The sequence below is a fragment of the Desulfallas sp. Bu1-1 genome (assembly GCF_015594625.1).
Classification (GTDB): Bacteria; Bacillota; Desulfotomaculia; order Desulfotomaculales; family Desulfallaceae; genus JADNRQ01.
Map to the genome: position 1 here is coordinate 280,796 of NZ_JADNRQ010000001.1, position 18,570 is coordinate 299,365.

General features: G+C 56.4%; 15 protein-coding genes. 14 read left to right on the forward strand and 1 reads right to left on the reverse strand.

Features of this window, described 5'->3' with window-relative positions:
* The first annotated feature begins 67 nt into the window (after nucleotides 1-67).
* The 7 genes from IT084_RS01280 to IT084_RS01310 all read left to right on the forward strand — a co-directional run bounded on the left by IT084_RS01280 (nucleotide 68) and on the right by IT084_RS01310 (nucleotide 7,884).
* Entirely contained in the window at nucleotides 68-1,573 is a 1,506-nt protein-coding gene (locus tag IT084_RS01280) for a phosphodiester glycosidase family protein (RefSeq protein ID WP_195710381.1), read from the forward strand.
* Entirely contained in the window at nucleotides 1,570-2,670 is a 1,101-nt protein-coding gene (locus IT084_RS01285) for a hypothetical protein (protein ID WP_195710383.1), read from the forward strand. The genes IT084_RS01280 and IT084_RS01285 overlap by 4 nt, the downstream gene beginning before the upstream one ends.
* 209 nt (nucleotides 2,671-2,879) lie before the next feature.
* Nucleotides 2,880-3,992, forward strand: a complete 1,113-nt coding sequence (csaB, locus tag IT084_RS01290) for a polysaccharide pyruvyl transferase CsaB (protein ID WP_195710386.1) — start codon at nucleotides 2,880-2,882, stop codon at nucleotides 3,990-3,992.
* 25 nt (nucleotides 3,993-4,017) lie between these two features.
* Nucleotides 4,018-4,467 carry a 3-hydroxyacyl-ACP dehydratase FabZ gene (fabZ, locus tag IT084_RS01295; RefSeq protein ID WP_243276639.1) on the forward strand — a complete coding sequence of 150 codons (450 nt, stop codon included), beginning with the start codon at nucleotides 4,018-4,020 and terminating at the stop codon, nucleotides 4,465-4,467.
* A 250-nt stretch (nucleotides 4,468-4,717) separates the two neighbouring features.
* The gene (locus IT084_RS01300) at nucleotides 4,718-5,791 is read left to right on the forward strand and encodes an MraY family glycosyltransferase (protein ID WP_313885403.1); all 1,074 of its coding nucleotides are present in this window, start codon (nucleotides 4,718-4,720) and stop codon (nucleotides 5,789-5,791) included.
* Between the two features lie 155 nt (nucleotides 5,792-5,946).
* Nucleotides 5,947-6,825 (forward strand): UTP--glucose-1-phosphate uridylyltransferase GalU, encoded by an 879-nt coding sequence (galU, locus tag IT084_RS01305; RefSeq protein ID WP_195710388.1) that lies wholly within the window; start codon nucleotides 5,947-5,949, stop codon nucleotides 6,823-6,825.
* Between the two features lie 144 nt (nucleotides 6,826-6,969).
* The gene (locus IT084_RS01310) at nucleotides 6,970-7,884 is read left to right on the forward strand and encodes an SDR family oxidoreductase (RefSeq protein WP_195710390.1); all 915 of its coding nucleotides are present in this window, start codon (nucleotides 6,970-6,972) and stop codon (nucleotides 7,882-7,884) included.
* Nucleotides 7,885-8,148: 264 nt separating this feature from the next.
* On the opposite strand, the gene IT084_RS01315 is transcribed toward IT084_RS01310, so the two are convergent.
* Entirely contained in the window at nucleotides 8,149-8,337 is a 189-nt protein-coding gene (locus IT084_RS01315; RefSeq protein ID WP_195710391.1) for a hypothetical protein, read from the reverse strand.
* 173 nt (nucleotides 8,338-8,510) lie between these two features.
* Here IT084_RS01315 and IT084_RS01320 point away from each other — a divergent pair, with 173 nt between their 5' ends.
* From IT084_RS01320 to IT084_RS01350, 7 genes are all read left to right on the forward strand, one after another.
* Nucleotides 8,511-10,004 (forward strand): phosphoglucomutase/phosphomannomutase family protein, encoded by a 1,494-nt coding sequence (locus IT084_RS01320; protein ID WP_195710392.1) that lies wholly within the window; start codon nucleotides 8,511-8,513, stop codon nucleotides 10,002-10,004.
* A 599-nt stretch (nucleotides 10,005-10,603) separates the two neighbouring features.
* A complete protein-coding gene (locus IT084_RS01325; RefSeq protein WP_195710393.1) occupies nucleotides 10,604-13,987 on the forward strand; it encodes an S-layer homology domain-containing protein in 3,384 nt (1,127 codons plus the stop codon).
* A 156-nt stretch (nucleotides 13,988-14,143) separates the two neighbouring features.
* Nucleotides 14,144-14,386: a YlmC/YmxH family sporulation protein gene (locus IT084_RS01330; protein ID WP_195710394.1), complete on the forward strand. Its 243-nt coding sequence runs from the start codon at nucleotides 14,144-14,146 to the stop codon at nucleotides 14,384-14,386.
* A 210-nt stretch (nucleotides 14,387-14,596) separates the two neighbouring features.
* Nucleotides 14,597-15,784: a methionine adenosyltransferase gene (gene metK, locus IT084_RS01335; protein WP_195710395.1), complete on the forward strand. Its 1,188-nt coding sequence runs from the start codon at nucleotides 14,597-14,599 to the stop codon at nucleotides 15,782-15,784.
* A 192-nt stretch (nucleotides 15,785-15,976) separates the two neighbouring features.
* Nucleotides 15,977-16,150, forward strand: coding sequence for a Wadjet anti-phage system protein JetA family protein (locus IT084_RS01340; RefSeq protein ID WP_195710396.1), 174 nt, complete (start codon nucleotides 15,977-15,979; stop codon nucleotides 16,148-16,150).
* Between the two features lie 289 nt (nucleotides 16,151-16,439).
* On the forward strand, nucleotides 16,440-17,867 hold the full coding sequence (locus IT084_RS01345; protein WP_195710397.1) for a Wadjet anti-phage system protein JetA family protein: 1,428 nt from the start codon (nucleotides 16,440-16,442) through the stop codon (nucleotides 17,865-17,867).
* Between the two features lie 31 nt (nucleotides 17,868-17,898).
* Nucleotides 17,899-18,537, forward strand: coding sequence for a DUF4194 domain-containing protein (locus IT084_RS01350; protein ID WP_195710399.1), 639 nt, complete (start codon nucleotides 17,899-17,901; stop codon nucleotides 18,535-18,537).
* The last annotated feature ends 33 nt before the right edge of the window (nucleotides 18,538-18,570 follow it).

Sequence of the window (18,570 nt, forward strand, 5' to 3'; positions counted from 1 at the left end):
GCATGGAACAAAAGCCGAATTTTGTCAGTCTATAGTTAAATGGATATAGACAGGCGGGGGGAGCATCATGATGTTTTACCTGGTTAAAAAAATAATAGTTGTTTTTACTGCGATATTGGCCCTGTCGATCGCGGGGTGGCCCGGCGCCGCCGGCGCCGCCGGGGAGAGCGATCTGCGCTACGGCGTTAAAACAGAACTGGCGCCCGGGGTTGTTTACTACCCGTTTTCAACCAAGAACTGGTCCGGCCAGCCGGTGACGGGGCATGTTACGGAAATCACACCCGGAGGGGAACTGCTGGAAATCCGGCCGGCGCCGGGGAATGATGCGCTGGGTGGAAGGGAGACGGTGAGCAGCCTGGCTGCCCGGCACGGCGCCGTGGCGGCTGTAAACGGGGGGTTTTTTGACGGCGGCAGCGGCAATCCCATTGGAGGGCTGGTGGTGGATGGCGTGGTGCACTACCACCGGGATCTGCTCCGCACTTCCGTGGGTTGGAACGGCAAAGGCCAGTTCAAATTCGGTTATTTTATTCCCGGAACGAGGGTTGTCTCGGGCGCGGGCAGTTTGACCGTGGACGGCTACAACCGGCTGCCCGGGGCGGGCGAAGTTACTTTGTTGACGCCCCTGGGGAGCGGCGGCATCAGCGCCTCCGGGTCGAACACCGTGGTGTTGCAGAGGGCCGGGGATGGCACTTTTAAGGTTGTGGATGCCCGGCCCGGCCCCGGGAATTATATGCTGGTATTCGGCAGCGCGCGGGCGGGTCTGGCCGGCTCTTTCCGCAAGGGCGACACGCTCCAAATCCAATCCACTTTCGGCTCCGGACTGGAGGGGATCGATCACCTGGTTACCGGCGGGCCGTTATTGGTGCAGGACGGTATTCCCGTTTTTCAGGCCGTCAACGAGGGTTTCCGGGGCGGGGTGCTGGCGCCTAACGCCAGGACCGCCGTGGGCGTCAAGGCCAACGGGAACGTGCTGCTGGTAGTGGTGGAAAAAGTGAAAAGCGCCAATCAACAAAACGATTACGCCAGCGCGGGGCTGACACCGGATGAACTGGCCTGGCTGATGGCCGGGCTGGGAGCGGTACGGGCGGCCGCACTGGACGGCGGTGGGTCCAGCGCCATGTGGGCGGGCGGCAAGCTGGTGAGCAGGCCCTCCGACGGCAGCGAAAGAAAGGTGGCCAACGCGCTGGTGGTGCTGTACCAGATCCCCACTTACTTCAACGGGCAGAGGGTTTATTTTGATGTTCCGCCCTACCTGGAGCAGGGACGGGCTTATGTCCCCCTGCGGGGCATCTTCGAACTGCTGGGCGCCAGGGTAACGTGGGACCCGGCGACGCAAACCGTGCTGGCGGTGCGTGGTGAACGGTCGGTAAGCCTGACCATCGGTAAACGGGAAGCCCTGGTGGGGGATAAACCCGTGCTGCTGGATGCCGTGCCCGGGGTGATCAACGGGCGCACGATGGTTCCCCTCAGGTTCGTTGGTGAATCCCTGGGCGACCGCGTTGAGTGGCAGAGCAGCCCCAAGGCGATTAAAATCTACAGTAAAAACATTGAGCAGGGGGTAAATCCCGAATGATGACCAGTATAGCTGATTTCATCGACCGCGCCCGGAATAAATTTATACCGGCGTTTATTGGTTTGATGTTGCTGGCGGGCCTGCCGGGTTTACCGGCGGCGGCAGAGGAGATTTTGCCGGCGGGGCAGGAAAATACCCCCGCCCCCGTCAAATTAATCAACCGGGAATATATCGATACTGTCACTGTCAACCACCCGTTGTTTGTGGACCTGCTGGAAAACGGGAATTACCTGGTTTGCCGGGTGGGTTTCAATGCTCCTTCGGTGCAGGAGATCGACCCCGCGGGCCGGGTGGTGTGGTCCATCGACGGTGTGCAGCCGGTCAGCGCAAGGCGTTTGCCCGGCGGGAACACGCTGGTGGCCGATTCCGGCGCGCCGGGACTGCCGTATGCCCCGCGGGTGCTGGAGGTCTCCCCCGCGGGAAAAGTGGTGTGGGAACACCGTTTCGCCTCGCTGGCCGAATCTCCCCGCTACGCTGAAAAGCTGGCCAATGGAAATATCCTGGTGACCCTGCCCTTTATGATTGTGGAGCTGGACAGGCAGCACCGGGTTGTATGGTCCTACGGCAGCCGCAAACCGTTGTCTCCGGACAGCGCGGGCTACCTGGAGCGGCCGGTGATGGCCGCCGGCCTGGCCAACGGCAACGTGCTGGTGGTGGATCGCGGGTTTGCCGGGGGCAGGGTCCTGGAAATAAATAAGAGTAAGCAGGTGGTTTGGCAGTTTGGCCGCCGGTTGGCTGAGCTGCGCTTTTCCAGTGGCGTACCGGCGGTAACAGGCGACCGGGTTGAGGCGGAGCGGTCCGTTCCGGAGTTCCTGCCGGCACCTTCGTATGCCTGCCGCCTGGAGAACGGCAATACCCTGGTGACCGACCTTGGTACCAGCCGCCTGGTGGAAATCGACGGGAAAGGCAACATTGCCCGGGAACTGGATTGGTCCGCCGCCCTGCTGGGTTACCCGGTGATGAACACCTGGCAGGCGGCGCTGGCCGGGGACAGGTTGCTGCCGGTGTTCACCCTGACCAATTCCCACTCCAGGATTCTGGAGCTGGATATCAATAATTTGCCCGCGCTGAACAGGGGTGGGGCGAGCGAGACATGATCACCCCAGTCGCAACCCGGAAATTAACGCGAAGCTCCAAGGCAGGCTTTTGCAGGGGCAACTAACTTTAAGCTGCTCTTGAAAAATTTCATTTAGCGGGGCTTTGTGTTAATTGGATGATTGCAAGCCCCAGCATAGACTATCTCGAAGGAAATTAGATTGATCCGCAGGTTCGCTTTTCCCGTGCGGGTTTGAAAGCAGGTGTTCTTTTGGTTGATCAAGCCGGTAAAATAGTAATATCCGGTTACTACGGGTTCGGCAACCTGGGGGACGAGGCCGTGCTGTACAGCATGCTGCATGCCTTGCGCCGGGGCATTCCGGGGCTGGAGGTGACGGTGCTTTCCAACGATCCCCCCGCCACCGCGCGGGATTACGGGGTACGGGCGGTGGACCGCTGGAATGTGCGGGAGGTGGCCGGGGCGATCCGCCGGGCCGACCTGCTGGTCAGCGGCGGCGGCAGCCTGCTGCAGGACATCACCGGGCTGCAGAGCCTGTTTTATTACCTGGGGGTGATCTGGCTGGCCCGGCTGTTACGCCGGCCGGTGGTTTATTACGCCCAGGGCATCGGCCCGGTGACGTCGAAAAGCGGGCGGCGCCTGGTGGGGCTCACCACCCGGGGCGTGCGGGCCGTCACCGTGCGCGACGAGGAATCGTTGCAGGACCTGCGTGCCATGGGGGTGCGGCGGCCCGTCGAGGTGACCGCCGACCCGGTGCTGGGCCTGCGGCCGGAAGATATCGACATGGCTGCCGGGGCGGAAATCCTGCGGCGCCACGGGGTGACCCCCGGCGCGGGGGTGGTGGGCGTTTCGGTGCGCCCGCTGGCCGGACCGGCCGCCTGGGAAATGGAACTGGCCCGCGCCCTGGACAGGCTGGCCCGGGCGGGGCGCACGGTGGTGTTTGTGCCCATGCAAAGCCCGGCGGACCTGGTGATTTCCCGGGAGGTGGCGGCGGTGATGCGGGAACCGCACGTGCTGATCAGTGAAAAGCTCAATGTGCCGCAAATGATTTCCCTGGTGGGCAACCTCGGCCTGCTGGTGGGCATGCGCCTGCACGCGCTGATTTTTGCGGCGGTATGCGGCGTGCCCCCGGTGGGCATAGCGTATGATCCCAAGGTGGAGCGGTTCCTGCGGCGAATTGGCGTTGACCCCGCCGGGCGCCCGCACGAGATTAAAGGAGACGCGCTGGCCGGCATGGCTGAGCAGTTTTTGGACAGGCGGGAACGGATTGCGGGGAATATAACCCGGCACGTGGAGCAATTGCGCCGCGCCGCCGGGCGCACGGCCGAGGTTGTTAAGGAAATATTGGAAAATAAGATTACATAATACTTCCCCGGGAAGGAGGCAATTTATGGACAACGGAAATAACGGCATGGATATTAAACAAATCATGGACGTTTTACCCCACCGTTACCCGTTTTTACTGGTGGACCGGATAGAAGAAGTGGTGCCCGGGGTGCGGGCTGTGGGGATCAAAAACGTCACCGCGGGCGAGCACTTTTTTCAGGGCCATTTCCCCGGTTACCCCGTAATGCCCGGGGTGCTGATTATCGAGGCCATGGCCCAGGTGGGGGCGGTGGCCGTGCTCAGCACGCCGGAGTATGCCGGCAAGCTGGCCCTGTTCGCCGGAATCGACAACGCGCGCTTCAGGCGCCAGGTGGTGCCCGGGGACGTTCTGCGCCTGGAAGTTGAACTGCTGCGCATGCGCGGCAGCCTGGGCAAGGGCAGGGCCGTCGCCCGGGTGGGTGAAAACCAGGTGGCCGAGTCTGAACTTTTGTTTGCGCTGGTGGACAGGGGATAACTCCGGTAAAATGCATACCGCGGCCGGTTACCGGCCGCCGCTCGAATATATCCGGTATATATCCGGTAGCCGGGAAAAGTTAAAAATACGCCTTACGGGGATGAGGTGGACAAACCCGGCAAAATTAGCTACTATTCTTCAAATTTGACCAAATATCACCCTTATTTGGTATTTGTACGTTAATGCTGACCGGTGATAAAATAACCGTGAGTTTGTCTAAGCCGATTTATGCCGGCTGGAGGGATATTAAGTGGAAAAATACATATTACCCCTGGCGCTCGCCATGGTGCTGGGGTATGTGATAACCCCCGCGGTACGGGTTTTGGCGTTAAAGGCGGGCGCGATAGATTACCCCGACCCGCGCAAGGTCCATAGCGGGTTAATGCCCCGTATGGGTGGACTGGCTGTTTACCTGGCCTTTTTAACGGCGGTGATTTTGTTCCGGGAATTGACGCCGCAGGTTTTGGGGTTGCTTGCGGGGGCAACGGTAATTCTCCTGGTGGGAATTCTGGATGACATCCGGGGTCTTTCCCCCCGCATCAAGCTGGCGGGGCAAATACTGGCCGCGTTGACCATTATCCCCTTCGGGATCGAAGTTCATTATATAACCAACCCGTTGACCGGTAATTTATTGTTCTTGGGCTTTTTCAGCATACCACTCACCGTTTTCTGGGTGGTGGCCGTAACCAACGCCGTGAACTTGATTGACGGCCTGGACGGCCTGGCCGGCGGGGTGTCCAGCATTGCCGCCCTGACCATGGCCGCGGTGGCCTGGACCCAGTGGAACCGGTTCGGTACCAGCGGGCTGCCGGAAATGATCATGCTGGCGCTGACCCTGGTGGCGGCGGTGGGCGGTTTTCTAAGGCATAATTTTCACCCGGCCAAAATATTCCTGGGCGATACGGGGGCCATGTTTCTCGGCTTTACCCTTTCGGTGATGGCCATTATGAGCCTGACCAAGAGCGCCACCGCCGTGTCGGTGATCATCCCGCTGGTGATCCTGGGCGTTCCCTTGCTGGATACATTCTTTGCGGTGATCAGGCGGTACCACAATCACAAACCGATTTTCCAGCCCGACCGGGAGCACTTGCACCACCAGCTCATGGCCATGGGTCTCAGCCACCGGCAGGCGGTGCTGGCCATCTACGGGCTCAGCGCTTTTCTGGGTTTAAATGCCGTGGTTCTGAATCTTTTAAGCAGCGACCAGGCCCTGGCCCTGCTGGTTGTCCTGGCGGTGGCGGTGATTTACATGGCCAACCGGGTGGGGGTGCTGAGGGGCACACTTTCGAATCATTATCAAAAGCAGCGGTCCTCGAAAATGTAGGACCGCTTTTAATTTAAATTCCGTTCATATTGTTTCACGGTAAAAGGATTTTTGGTTTTGGGCTGGAATACTACATTAAGAAGATTTTGGTACTGGTGCATAAAATTGATTTAATAGCAACGAAATCAACTTAATCACCGGGGGGAGGTATTCGGATGAAAATTAGAAAGGCGGTTATCCCCGCGGCCGGGTTGGGAGTGCGGTTTTTGCCCGCCACCAAGGCGCTCCCCAAAGAGATGATCCCCATCGTGGATAAGCCCACCATTCAATACATCATTGAGGAAGCGGTAAATTCGGGCATAGAGGACATACTGATTATAACGGGTCGCGATAAAAAGGCCATCGAAGATCACTTTGACAAATCGCGCATTTTGGAAGATCATTTGCGCAGCAAAGGCAAAAAGGATTTATTGGAAATTGTCAAGCAAACATCAAGCCTGGCCGACATCCATTATGTCCGGCAAAAGGAGCCTCGCGGGTTGGGACACGCCGTTTACTGCGCCCGCCGGTTTGTGGGCAACGAGCCCTTTGCCGTGCTGCTGGGCGACGACGTTGTGCGCGGCGAGGTGCCCTGCCTGAAACAGATGATGGATTTGTACGAACAGGTTCAGGCTTCCGTTATCGGCGTGCAGGAGGTTCCTTTGGCGGATGTGAGCAAGTACGGCATCATCGATGCCGCACCGTTCAAGGATAATATCTTCCGGATTCACAGCCTGGTGGAAAAACCTGCCCCGGAACAGGCCCCTTCCCGCCTGGCCATCATGGGGCGTTACATCATTGAACCCGAGATCTTTGAGATTCTGGCCCGCACGGGTCCCGGCGCGGGCGGCGAGATCCAGCTCACCGACGCCTTGAAGGTGCTGGCCGGGCAAAAGGAAATGTACGGCCTGGTGTTTGAGGGCAAGCGTTACGATGTGGGCGACAAGCTGGGCTACCTCAAGGCCATGGTGGAATTCGCCCTGGCCCGGCCCGACCTGGCGGAAGAATTCAGGCGTTACCTTGAGGAAATCGTGGTGGAAAAAGATACAGTTTAGCAGATACACATAGTTCTATGAAAGATGCAACCTGTTTCTCAAGTCTTTTGAATTACAGCAGGAGTAGAAGAAATGAACGATACCCGCGGATCATCAACTTAAGCCTGTAATAGGTGATACCGGCGACCAAAAATTGGAGGTTTTATGAGAGTTCTTGTAACCGGCGGAGCCGGCTTTATCGGTTCCCATATTGTTGACGCGCTCGTCGCCCGGGGCGCCCGCACCGCCGTGCTGGACAACCTGTCCACCGGGCGGTTTGAAAACATCGACCCCCGGGTGAACTTTTATAAGGGCGACCTCAGGGACGAAAATTTTGTGCGGGACACTTTGCGGGCGGAAAGGCCGGATTATGTGATCCACCAGGCCGCCCAGATCGACGTGCAGGCCAGCATTGACGACCCGGCGACCGACGCCGCCGTGAATATTACCGGCGCCATCAACCTGCTGGAGGCCTGCCGCGCCTGCGGGGTGAAAAAAATCATCTACGCCTCCTCGGCGGCGGTATACGGCAATCCCCGTTACCTGCCCGTGGACGAGGAGCACCCGCTGCAGCCGCTGTCGGGCTACGGCATATCCAAGCACACCGTGGAACATTACCTGGCGGTTTACCGGGCGCTTTACGGCCTTGACTATACCGTGCTGCGCTACGCCAACGTATACGGCCCCCGTCAGGACGCCACCGGCGAGGGCGGCGTGGTGGCCATATTCACGGACCGGTTGCTGCGTGGCGAGCGACCCCAAATTTACGGTGACGGTAAACAGACTCGCGACTTTATCTTCGTGGGGGACGTGGTGGAGGCCAACCTGGCCGCCCTGACGCGCGGCAGCGGCGGTATTTACAACGTCAGCACCGGGATGCCCACCTCGGTAAACGAGTTGTTTGAAACTTTGCGGGAAATAACGGGCAGCGATGTCACGCCGGAATACCACCCGCCCCGCCCCGGGGACATCAAACACAGTTACCTGGACGAAAAAGCGGCCGCCGCCGGGTTGAACTGGCGGGCCGCCAGGGGCCTGGCCGAAGGCCTGCAAGAAACGGTGAAGTTCTATCGCAAGTGACCCAAAAAAGCCGCGGCAAGGTGTTCGCAAAATTAATAACTGTAGTTTGATTTCGCCGCAAAAACCGGTACTTGTATCTGGCGCTCCGGCGGTTTCTACCGTTCGTTTCGCAATTTTACTCTTGAGGCCGGTGAAACTTGTAGCATCCGGTGCTCCACTCACTCCAGACATCCGCCGGATCACCTGCGCTATGGTGTTTTTGCAGTTCAATGAAGTTTATGCCAGGCAAACCGCCGGGGAATAAACAAAAAAGAGTTACCTGTACTAAGGCATTAAATCAGCCGGTTTATCCGGTTTGTCCCGCCTGTAATCGCTATAACCTGCGGGTGAAGCGGCTTTCTTCGCCCCCGGGGTTGTTTTGTTTTGGGCCAGCCCGGCAAGGTACTGCCGGTACATGTCCTCCCGCCGGATATCCTCAATCTTGAAAATTTTAAAATGGGCCGTTTTACACATCGCTTATCGCTCCTCTCGCTGGTGAAAAATGTATAAACAGGCATGACCCAGGTAAAATAAAGTTTGTACATTATATGCAGGTCTATGGCCAAAAAATGTATTTTTCTGGTATAATTACGGGCTAAGAAAGATAAGTATTTTTGGACAAAACTTTTACCGGGGGGGCTAAAAGGATGAGAAAAATTAAATTTGGCACGGACGGTTGGCGGGGCATCATTGCCGACGACTTTACCTTTGAAAACGTGCGCATTGTATCCCAGGCGGTGGCCGGTTATATAAACGACCGGGGCATGGGACACAAGGGCATAGTGGTTGGTTACGACAACCGGTTTCTATCGGACCGGTTTGCCGATACCGTGGCCGATGTAATGATTCAGAACGGCATCAAGGTTTACCTCACCGGCGGCCCGTTACCCACTCCGGTTACCGCGTTTGCCGTCAAGGTGCACGATGCGGCCGGCGCGGTGATGCTGACGGCCAGTCACAACCCGCCCGAATACAACGGTTTCAAATTCATCCCCGATTACGCCGGCCCCGCATTGCCTCACATCACCGGGGCCATCGAGGAAAATATCGCGCGCCTGCAGAGGGGAACCGGACAGATGCGGGGGACGGGCCAGGAACAGGCCGCGGAACTGGCCGTCGCCCCTGAAAACAACGAAGCCCCGGCAATGGCCGCGCGCCCGGAGGAACCCCGCGTAGCGGAACGCGTCATGATCGACCCCCGCCCCGAATATTTTGAACACCTTGAGCAGCTGGTGGACATGAAGGCCATCGGCAGGGCCAACCTGCAGGTGATGGTGGACGCCATGCACGGCAGCGGCATCGGTTACCTGGACGTAATGCTCAAGCGGGCCGGGAACAGGGTCAAGGAATGCCGTTGCCACCGTGACCCGCTGTTCGGCGGCAGTCTCCCCGAGCCCACCAGGGAGTCGCTGGCAGGCGTTTGCCGGTGGATCAGGGAAGAGGGCGCCCGGCTGGGCCTGGCGCTGGACGGTGACGCCGACCGGTTCGGCATTATTGATTCCGGCGGGGTCTTTATCACCCCCAACCGCTTTTTGCCCCTTTTGTACCACCACCTGATCACGGTGAAAGGGATGGTGGGGCCGGTTACCCGCACCGTGGCCACCACCCACATGCTGGACCGCATCGCCCGCAAGCACGGCCAGGAGGTTTATGAGACCGCCGTGGGATTCAAGTACATCGGGCAGAATTTAATGGAAAAGGGGTGCGTGCTTGGCGGGGAGGAGAGCGGGGGCCTGTCCATCAAGGGGCATATCCCGGAAAAGGACGGTATCCTGGCCGGGCTTTTGGCGGCGGAAATGGTGGCGATTCACGACAAGAGCCTCACGCAGCTGGAGGAAGAAATGGCCCGGGAGTACGGCGGCTTATTGTACAGCGAGCGCCTGGACGTTCATACCACACCGGCGCAAAAACAGCACGTGCTGGAAAGGTTGCGGGAGTTCAACCCGGAGGAACTGGCCGGGTCCAGGGTAAGGGAGCGGATCACTCTGGACGGCGTCAAGCTGGTGCTGGAAAGCGGCGAGTGGGTGCTGGTGCGGGCTTCCGGCACCGAGCCGTTGTTTAGAATCTACGTGGAGTCGGAAAAAAGGGAACGAATCGAAGAAATAAGACGCAGCATCCTTCAGGGGTCAGGCCTGTCGTAACTGTAATAACTGTATTATTCAAATAACAAAATATATAAAAATGAAGGCGGGCAACCGGGCATGCAAAATTTGCGGTCAGCAAGCAAGGACTATTGGCTTATTTGTTGACAGTGGCATTTATCACATTCCGTTCATAGTATAATCCGGGAGGTGTCCGCCGTGTTTAAAATAACGGGTCTTACCCGGAAGGACATTATTAACGTGAAAGACTTCTAAACCGGGGCCGGTAAATGGGAAATTATTATGCGTATAATGTACGTCCCTTGGCTTAATGCCAAGGGCTTATTTTTTGAAAATAATTTTTAGTAATAAGATGAATTCGGCTTACAAGCTGTGCTTTCATTTTTTTGGAATAATGAGTGCTAAAAATGAGTGCTAAAACTGAGTGCTAAAACTGAGTGCTAAAACTGGAGGATTATCCGTAAATATGTAGAATTTAACAAAAACAGTTCAAGCCTTATAATAAAAAGCGCGATTGGGTGATGGTGTTGGGTATAACTGTAAAAAAATCATCCTTGGTCACTGGCATGCTCTTTATAATTATATCGACAATCACAATGGCACTATGGCCGCGAACGGCGTCGGCCGACTGGGTGTTGGTGGGGAAACAGGGTTTTTCGCCCGGCTCGGCGTCTGATATATCCCTGTATGTGTACGAGGGAACACCTTATGTAGCCTATAGTGACGGCAACGAGAAAGGCGGAGCATCGGTAATGAGATATAACGGGAGCGGCTGGGTTTACGTGGGAACTGCGGGCTTTTCAGGTGACCTGGCGGCTGACGTTTCTTTGTATGTATACGGCGGAATTCCTTATGTGGCCTATAGTGACGGCAGCCAAGGCGGCCGGGTGACGGTGATGAAGTATAACGGCCTCGTCTGGGAGTGCGTGGGAAACGCGTGTTTTTCAGACGGCGCGGCATCTGATGTGTCTTTGTATGTATACGACGGAACGCCTTGCGTGGCTTATGGTGACGGTGGCCGGGGCGGCCGGGCGACGGTGATGAGGTATAACGGTACCGGTTGGGAGCCCGTGGGAAATGCCGGTTTTTCAACCGGCACGGCATATGGCACGTCTTTACATGTATCCGAGGGGACGCCTTATGTGGCCTATAGTGACGGCAGCCAAGGCGGCCGGGCAACGGTGATGAAGCATGACGGGAGTAACTGGGTCCCCGTGGGGAACCCGGGTTTCTCGGCGGGCCGGGTAGGTGATGTGTCTTTATATGTATCCGGGGGAACGCCCTATGTGGCATACAAGGATGACCAAGAAGGCGGAAAAGCTACGGTAATGAGTTTTGTCGACGGCGACTGGAAAGCTGTGGGAAAGGCGGGGTTTTCGGACGGCCTGGTTTACAACCCATCCTTGTATGTATATAGCGGAATTCCTTATGTAGCGTATGGTGATGATAACCTGGGCGGACGGGCTGCGGTGATGAAGTACGACGGGAACAGCTGGGCGCCTGTGGGACAACCCGGGTTTTCAGGTGTTAGGGCTTATGATACGTCTTTATTTATGCATAATGAAATCCCGTACGTGGCATTTAGGGACGGTAGCAGCACCAAAGCGACGGTGATGAAATATAAAGCGGTTTCCATCGCGCCCGGCCAATCGATGAACGAGGCGAATCTGGATGGCTGTAGCCTGGTGGTTGCCCTTACGGGCGATACCTTTAAGGATGCTGCCCTGGACAAAGCAAACTTTACCTTGAACAACGCGCCCGCCGGGACAACAATCAGCAGCGTTGCATATATTGATGCCACCCATTGCACGCTAAATCTGGCCTTTGATGGGACTGATTTCGATGAAGACGTTGCGGATTTCAGCGTAACAGTATCAGGCGACGAATTGTCGGAAGGGGTAGCTCTGACGAGCAACGCGCTTGTGATTACAGCACTGGTTGAGTCCTGCAACGCCGGCCTGGCGGGGTTGACTTTGAGCAGCGGAACGCTGGCTCCGGCGTTTGACGCGTCGGTTACCGAATATACGGCTGTTGTTGATTACGGCGTGGATGTAATTGAGGTTATCGCGACACCGGCGGACGCCGATGCCGGCATGATGATAAACGGCTGCGCCCTGGGCGGCGGGGTTCCTTTTACGGTTAACCTGAACATGGGAGATAACATGATTGAAATCGTGGTAACCGCCCCGGACGGGGTTACCCGAAAGGTTTACACGGTAACGGTCCGCAGGCAAAGTGACACCGAGTCTCCAACTTGGCTGGCCGGCAGTTCGCTTTCAGCAACGAGCATAGGCCAAACCGGCCTGACCCTTGTCTGGAACGGGGCTGTAGATAACGCGGGAGTTACCGGTTACTGTATTTACCGGGACGGGGAACCCCTGGATACGGTTGCGGGTTCCGTTTATTCCTATGCCATAACCGGCCTGACACCGGGTACCGCTTATACCTTTTGCGTACAGGCGGGAGACGCGGCGGGCAATTGGACTTCCGATGGCCCCACCATCACTGTAACAACCCTGCCCGCGGAAACCCTGGCGGTAACGGGCACCGACCCGGCGGACGGCGCTGTTGGCGTCCCTTTGGACGAGGCCATAGAAGTGTTTTTTAACCGGGACATAACCCGGGGAGCTTATTTTCCCGGGATTAGCCTAACCTGCGCCGGTACGGTTATTGATTATGTGTATGAACTATCCGGTAACGTGCTCACTCTTGACCCGCCGGGTGACCTGGACTACAACGTAACCTGCGCGGTTTACATCCCCGCCGGGGCGGTGGAGGATTTGTCCGGCAATCCCCTCGCGGACGCATACCACTTTAGTTTTTCCACCGTTTCCGGGCCTGACGATGGTAAAAATAAGGATAAAAACAGGGAAAGATTATCATACCCGGAGTTCAGCGCCGGCGTGATCACTTTATCCGATCTTAAAATTACTTATTACAGGGATTACGCCGACGCCCTGATTCCCGCCGGCATCGTGCAAAAATACGTTGACGCCGGGGTTGGCGGTATTGTCGTTGATATCAATACGATTGACAGACCGGTCAATATCACCTTTCCGGCGGGCGTTTTTAAAATCCTGGCGAACAAGGATGCCGGGATAACCCTGGATACCCCGTGGTGCGATCTGGTCATCCCACCCAACACCTTTGGCCCTGGTGGGGACGTTACTGTAAGCGTTAAACCAGTAAAGATAACCGGCAACCTTTCGGGTAGCCTTGTTGCCGCGGGCGGTGCCGCCGGCGTATTGGTAACCGGAGGGGAGATGCGGAAAAAAATGACTTTGGTACTGGCCGGTGATCCCGGCATGGTTGAAGACGTAACGGGCCTGTTTATTTACCGGATCGATGAGAACGGCTCTTACACTTGCGAGGGCGGCACATTGGAAGATGGTAATGTCAAAGTGAATTTGAACCACTTCAGCCAATACGCGGTGTTGGAATTTAAAAATCCTTTTCAGGATATAACGGGCCACTGGGCCGGGAGGGATATTTTATTCATCACCGCGAGGGGTATAGCAAAAGGGGTTGCTCCAAACGCCTTTGAACCCGACCGGGAGGTGACCAGGGCCGAATTTGCCGCGCTGCTGTTGCGCGCCCTGGGGTTGGAGGAGTACCGACCGGGCCAATCCACATTTGAGGATGTTGCCCCCGGCGCCTGGTACTGCAGTGCGATGGAGGCGGCGTACAAAGAAGGGCTGGTCAGCGGCACCGGGAGCGGCAGGTTCGAGCCGGGCCGCACTATTACCAGGCAGGAGGTGGCTGCCATAATGGCCAGGGCGTTGGCTAAAACCGGAGCGGATATTACCCTGGCGGAGGAGGAAAAGGGGGAATTGCTTTCGCGATTCAACGACGCCCCGTCGATCTCTCCCTGGGCGCTGGAAGCCGTGGCCGGGGCGGTTAAGTCAGGCCTGATGCAAGGCAACCCGGATGGCGCCTTTGCTCCCGCGAGCAGGGTTACCCGTGCTCAAGCGGCAGCGATAATATCCAGGTGGATCCAGGGGTCAGGCCTGTCGCAACTGTAATAACTGTATTATTCAAATAACTTAATATATAAAAACGGAGGCGGGCAAACAAGCACGCAATAATTTGCGTTCAAGCAGGCAAGGACTATTGGCGCATTTTTTTAACAGTGGCATTTATCACGTTCCGTTCATAGTATAATCCGGGAGGTGTCCGCCGTGTTTAAAATAACGGATCTTACCCGGAAGGACATTATTAACGTAAAAGACGGTTCTAAACTGGGGCCGGTAAAGGATGTGCACATCGACCCGGTTGAGGGGAAGATCCGGGCCATTGTGCTGGAAGGACCGCGCAGGCTGTTCGGGTTGCTCAGAGCGGGGGGCGATACCGTGGTGCCCTGGGAAAAGATTAAGCTGGTGGGGGTTCATGCCGTGCTGGTGGAAGTGGATCCGAAATCGTAACACCGTCGATTGAAGTAACACTTGGGGCAATGACGGGCTAAGCACCGAATCAAGTGCTCAGGGGTAATATTTTTGTCTGTAGGCATACACTGCTTGTTTGTTGACAGAAATTCCTACACCCTGTTAGAATAAACATGATTTTTTTATCGACCTGGAATACTTTCCATATCAAAATAAATGTGGCTTTAAGCCGCAGGGGAGGTCTGTCAATTGGCAAAGCGCCTGTTTACTTCTGAATCGGTAACCGAGGGACACCCCGACAAGGTGGCCGACCAGATTTCCGATGCCATACTGGATGAAATCATCGGCCAGGATCCCAATGCCAGGGTGGCCTGTGAAACCTTTGTCACCACCGGCCTGGTGCTGGTGGGGGGCGAGATAACCACCAGGTGCTACGTGGACATCCCCCGGGTGGTCCGGGAAACCGTGCGGGAAATCGGCTATACCCGGGCCAAGTACGGGTTTGATTGCGATACCTGCGCCGTGCTTACTTCCATTGATGAGCAGTCCCCCGACATCGCCCTGGGAGTGGACAAGGCACTGGAGGCAAAAACCGGGGAGGAAACTGATCCTGAAATCGAGGCTATCGGCGCCGGCGACCAGGGAATGATGTTTGGGTATGCCACCAACGAAACACCGGAATACATGCCCATGCCCATATCGCTGGCTCATCGCCTGGCCAGGCGCCTGGCCATGGTGCGCAAGACCAGGGAACTGCCCTACCTGCGCCCCGACGGCAAAGTGCAGGTGACGGTGGAGTACGAGGACGGGCGGCCGGTGCGCCTGGACACCATTATTGTTTCCGCCCAGCATTCTCCCCGGGTGGAGATGAACGTGATCCGGGAGGAAATCGTGGACAAGGTGATCAAGCCGGTGCTGCCCCGGGAAATGATAGATTCAGGCACCCGGATCCTGATCAACCCCACCGGCCGGTTCGTGGTGGGCGGGCCGCAGGGGGACGCCGGGCTGACGGGGCGCAAGATCATCGTGGATACATACGGCGGTATGGCGCGGCACGGCGGCGGCGCCTTTTCCGGCAAGGATCCCACCAAGGTGGACCGTTCCGCCAGTTACGCCATGCGCTACGTGGCCAAGAACATCGTGGCCGCCGGGCTGGCGGACAAGTGCGAGGTGCAGGTGGCGTATGCCATCGGGGTGGCCCGTCCCGTATCGATTATGGTTGAAACCTTCGGTACCGGCAAGGTGGACGAAGAAAAACTGGTCAAAGTGATCAAAGAAGTGTTTGACCTGCGCCCCGCCGCCATCATCCGGGACCTCGACCTGCGCCGGCCGATCTACAAAAACACCGCTGTTTACGGGCACTTCGGCCGCCGGGACATCGCCCTCCCCTGGGAGAGCACCGACAAGGCCGGCATCCTCAGAAAAGCATTTACCTAAGGGGTCAGGCCTGTCGTAATTGTAATAACTGCATTATTTGGATATATTAAAATTTATATTTAAGCAATTCAATTGATCTCTATCGATGACCATTTCGTTAAAAAATGCCGGGTGGATGGATGCCCGGCATATTTTTAATAGTTTCTCCTGTAAAAGATTCAATTTAAGCAGGGTTTTGTGTAAATTGGAAGGTTGCATGCGAGTTTTGGACAACCCACCGGTACCCGTGACCGGGCGGCCTTTGTGTTGCGCAAGCTGGAAAGCGCTGGTTGGCACACCGCGGAAATTTATAGCGATTACAAGCAATTCGTTATTTTGAACAATTATGTCATCCGCATTCTGGAAATACAAGATAAGACCCGCTGAAACCGGCAGGCCGAACGCGTTAGTGTTGCTGTTGGAAAAAGTGGCCTGGTGTGTTAAAAGCTTTTGATTCTGTGCCAGCGGGGAAAACGCGAATTTAATGCGACAACAGAGAACCGTCCCCGGGTGTCGCAGGTACCAGTTGACCCGGCATTTTTTAACTAAGTTAAACCTGCGACAACATAAATGGTATGAAAGAATCAATACCGGTATGCGATTTGGAACTATTGTTCTGCAGATTGTATCCATGTTATAATGTTCGTGATTTGGGAGTAGACGGGGAGTAATAGCCGTGCGGTTGTTTGATATTATTCCGGACAAGCTGTTCAGCGTGCTGGCCAGTCCCCTGAAGGAGGATTACGCGGCCATCCTGTTCAAAATTTACGAGCAGTACCTTCTGACCACTTTCGGCATTGAGCGGGAAGTGCTGGTTGATATTATCGTTGATTATATAGAAGAAAAACAGGAAAACGATTATTTCGGCCGCGCCCTGGATGACGAAATTTGGGAGGAGTCCCTGGACAACCCCACCGGTGCCCGTGACCGGGCGGCCTTCGTGCTGCGCAAGCTGGAAAGCGCGGGCTGGCTCACCGTGGAAACTTACAGCGACTATAAGCAATACGTCACTTTGAACGATTATGCCATCCGCATTCTGGAAACGCTGGATAAGATCCGCCAGAACCGGCAGACCGAATACCAGGGGTTTGTTTTCGCCACCTACACCTTGCTGTATTCCGCCGAGGCCGACCGGCAGGGCAACCTGGCCCTGGAAAAGGCGTACGAACAGACCGAACAGCTGATCAACGGCCTCAAGTCCCTCAACCACAACATCAAGCGCTACATCGAACGGGTGCTGTCCCAGAAAAACCCCGGGGAAATTTTGCGCATGCATTTCCAGGATTATAAAAAGGAAATCATCGACCACAGCTACCACCGGCTAAAAACCTCCGACAATGTTTCCCGCTATCGTCCCCGCATCATCAAGAAGATTAACACATGGCTTAACGATACCGCCTGGGTGAACCGGGCCGCCGACCTGGATGTCAGGCGTATGCGCTTCCCCGACCGGGATGCGGCCAGAAAAGAGTTGTACCGCAAGTTGAACTACATCCGGCAATCCTACGTAACCATGGACAGCCTGCTGGAGGAGATCGACCGGCGCAACGCGCAGTACGCCAACGCGTCCTTTTTGCAGCTGAAGTATATATTGAACAGCAGTAAAAACACCGAAGGCCAGTTGCTGGACATCTTAAAGCACCTGGCCGGGCTGCGCACCGGGGGACAATTGCGGGCCGACGATCCCCTGCCTGAGGCGCTCGAGTCCCTGTACAGCATTTTTACCCAGGGTTACCTGGACGCCGGATCGTTGTATACTGCGCGGGAGAACAGCAAGAATCACCGGCCGGAGGAGATGAGCCTGCCCGAGGGGCCGGGCGAGGAGCAAAAGAGCAGGCGTCTCCAGCACTACAGGGAGATGCTGGCCCGCCGGATGACGCGGGAGAAGATCAACGATTACGTCCTGGAAAAGCTCGCCGGCAGGCCGGACATCACGGCGGAAGAACTGGGCATCAGGGACATGGAAGATTTCATCAAACTGATTTACATAGCTGCCTACTCCCCTTCCCGCCTGGCCAAGTACCGGGTGGATTTCAAACTTAATCAAAGGATTACCACCGCAGAGGGGTTCAGTTTTAAAAACATTCGGATCAGGCGGAAGTAAAATATTTTTGTTTTCAAGGCGGGTTGGTGGAATGGATTTCAATTTTCAACCTTTCAACACCTGGCACCAAAGGGAGCGGGAGGAATTTACCCGGATCGTCAACAAGCTTTTGGCCGTCACCTTTATTACCAGGAAAAACGAGGAGGACAGGCGGGATTATTATTTTATCGAGCGCAACGAGGGGCTGTTCCGGGATTACCTGGCGCTGGCCGGCTGGACTCTGGTGGCGGACAAGTCTTACGGCGTGTACCAGGTGATCAATGAGTTTGCGTTTAACCGGTTGCGGCTCAAACTGGAGGAAAGCATCATCCTGCTGATCATCCGCCTTTGTTACGAGGAAAAGCGCAAGGAAATCAACCTGGCCGACAATATCATGCTGCGGGTGCGGGAAATCCAGGAAAAATACGCCGCCCTGCAGATTCGCAAACGACCCATTGATAAAAAGAGCCTGCGGGAAACGGTGGCCCTGCTGAAGCGCTTCAACATTCTGCGCCCGCTGGACGCCGACGCCACCGACCCGGAATGCCGGCTGGAAATATTCCCCACCATTCTTTTTGCCGTCCGGGTGGAGGATGTCCGCAGTATCCACGATAAGCTGGACACCTACCGGGATTCCGGGAACGGCGCGGCGCCGCCGGGTGAGGATGAGGATGATGGCGAGGATGAGTAAATACGGGCACAAGGCAGTCGCGCCGCTGAAGAA

Excerpts from the sequence above, each read along its gene's own strand:
- IT084_RS01315 (WP_195710391.1), bottom strand. The coding sequence starts at position 8,337 with ATGTGTAAAACGGCCCATTTTAAAATTTTCAAGATTGAGGATATCCGG.
- IT084_RS01320 (WP_195710392.1), top strand. The coding sequence starts at position 8,511 with ATGAGAAAAATTAAATTTGGCACGGACGGTTGGCGGGGCATCATTGCC.
- fabZ (WP_243276639.1), top strand. The coding sequence starts at position 4,018 with ATGGACAACGGAAATAACGGCATGGATATTAAACAAATCATGGACGTT.
- IT084_RS01285 (WP_195710383.1), top strand. The coding sequence starts at position 1,570 with ATGATGACCAGTATAGCTGATTTCATCGACCGCGCCCGGAATAAATTT.
- galU (WP_195710388.1), top strand. The coding sequence starts at position 5,947 with ATGAAAATTAGAAAGGCGGTTATCCCCGCGGCCGGGTTGGGAGTGCGG.
- IT084_RS01350 (WP_195710399.1), top strand. The coding sequence starts at position 17,899 with ATGGATTTCAATTTTCAACCTTTCAACACCTGGCACCAAAGGGAGCGG.
- IT084_RS01310 (WP_195710390.1), top strand. The coding sequence starts at position 6,970 with ATGAGAGTTCTTGTAACCGGCGGAGCCGGCTTTATCGGTTCCCATATT.
- IT084_RS01280 (WP_195710381.1), top strand. The coding sequence starts at position 68 with ATGATGTTTTACCTGGTTAAAAAAATAATAGTTGTTTTTACTGCGATA.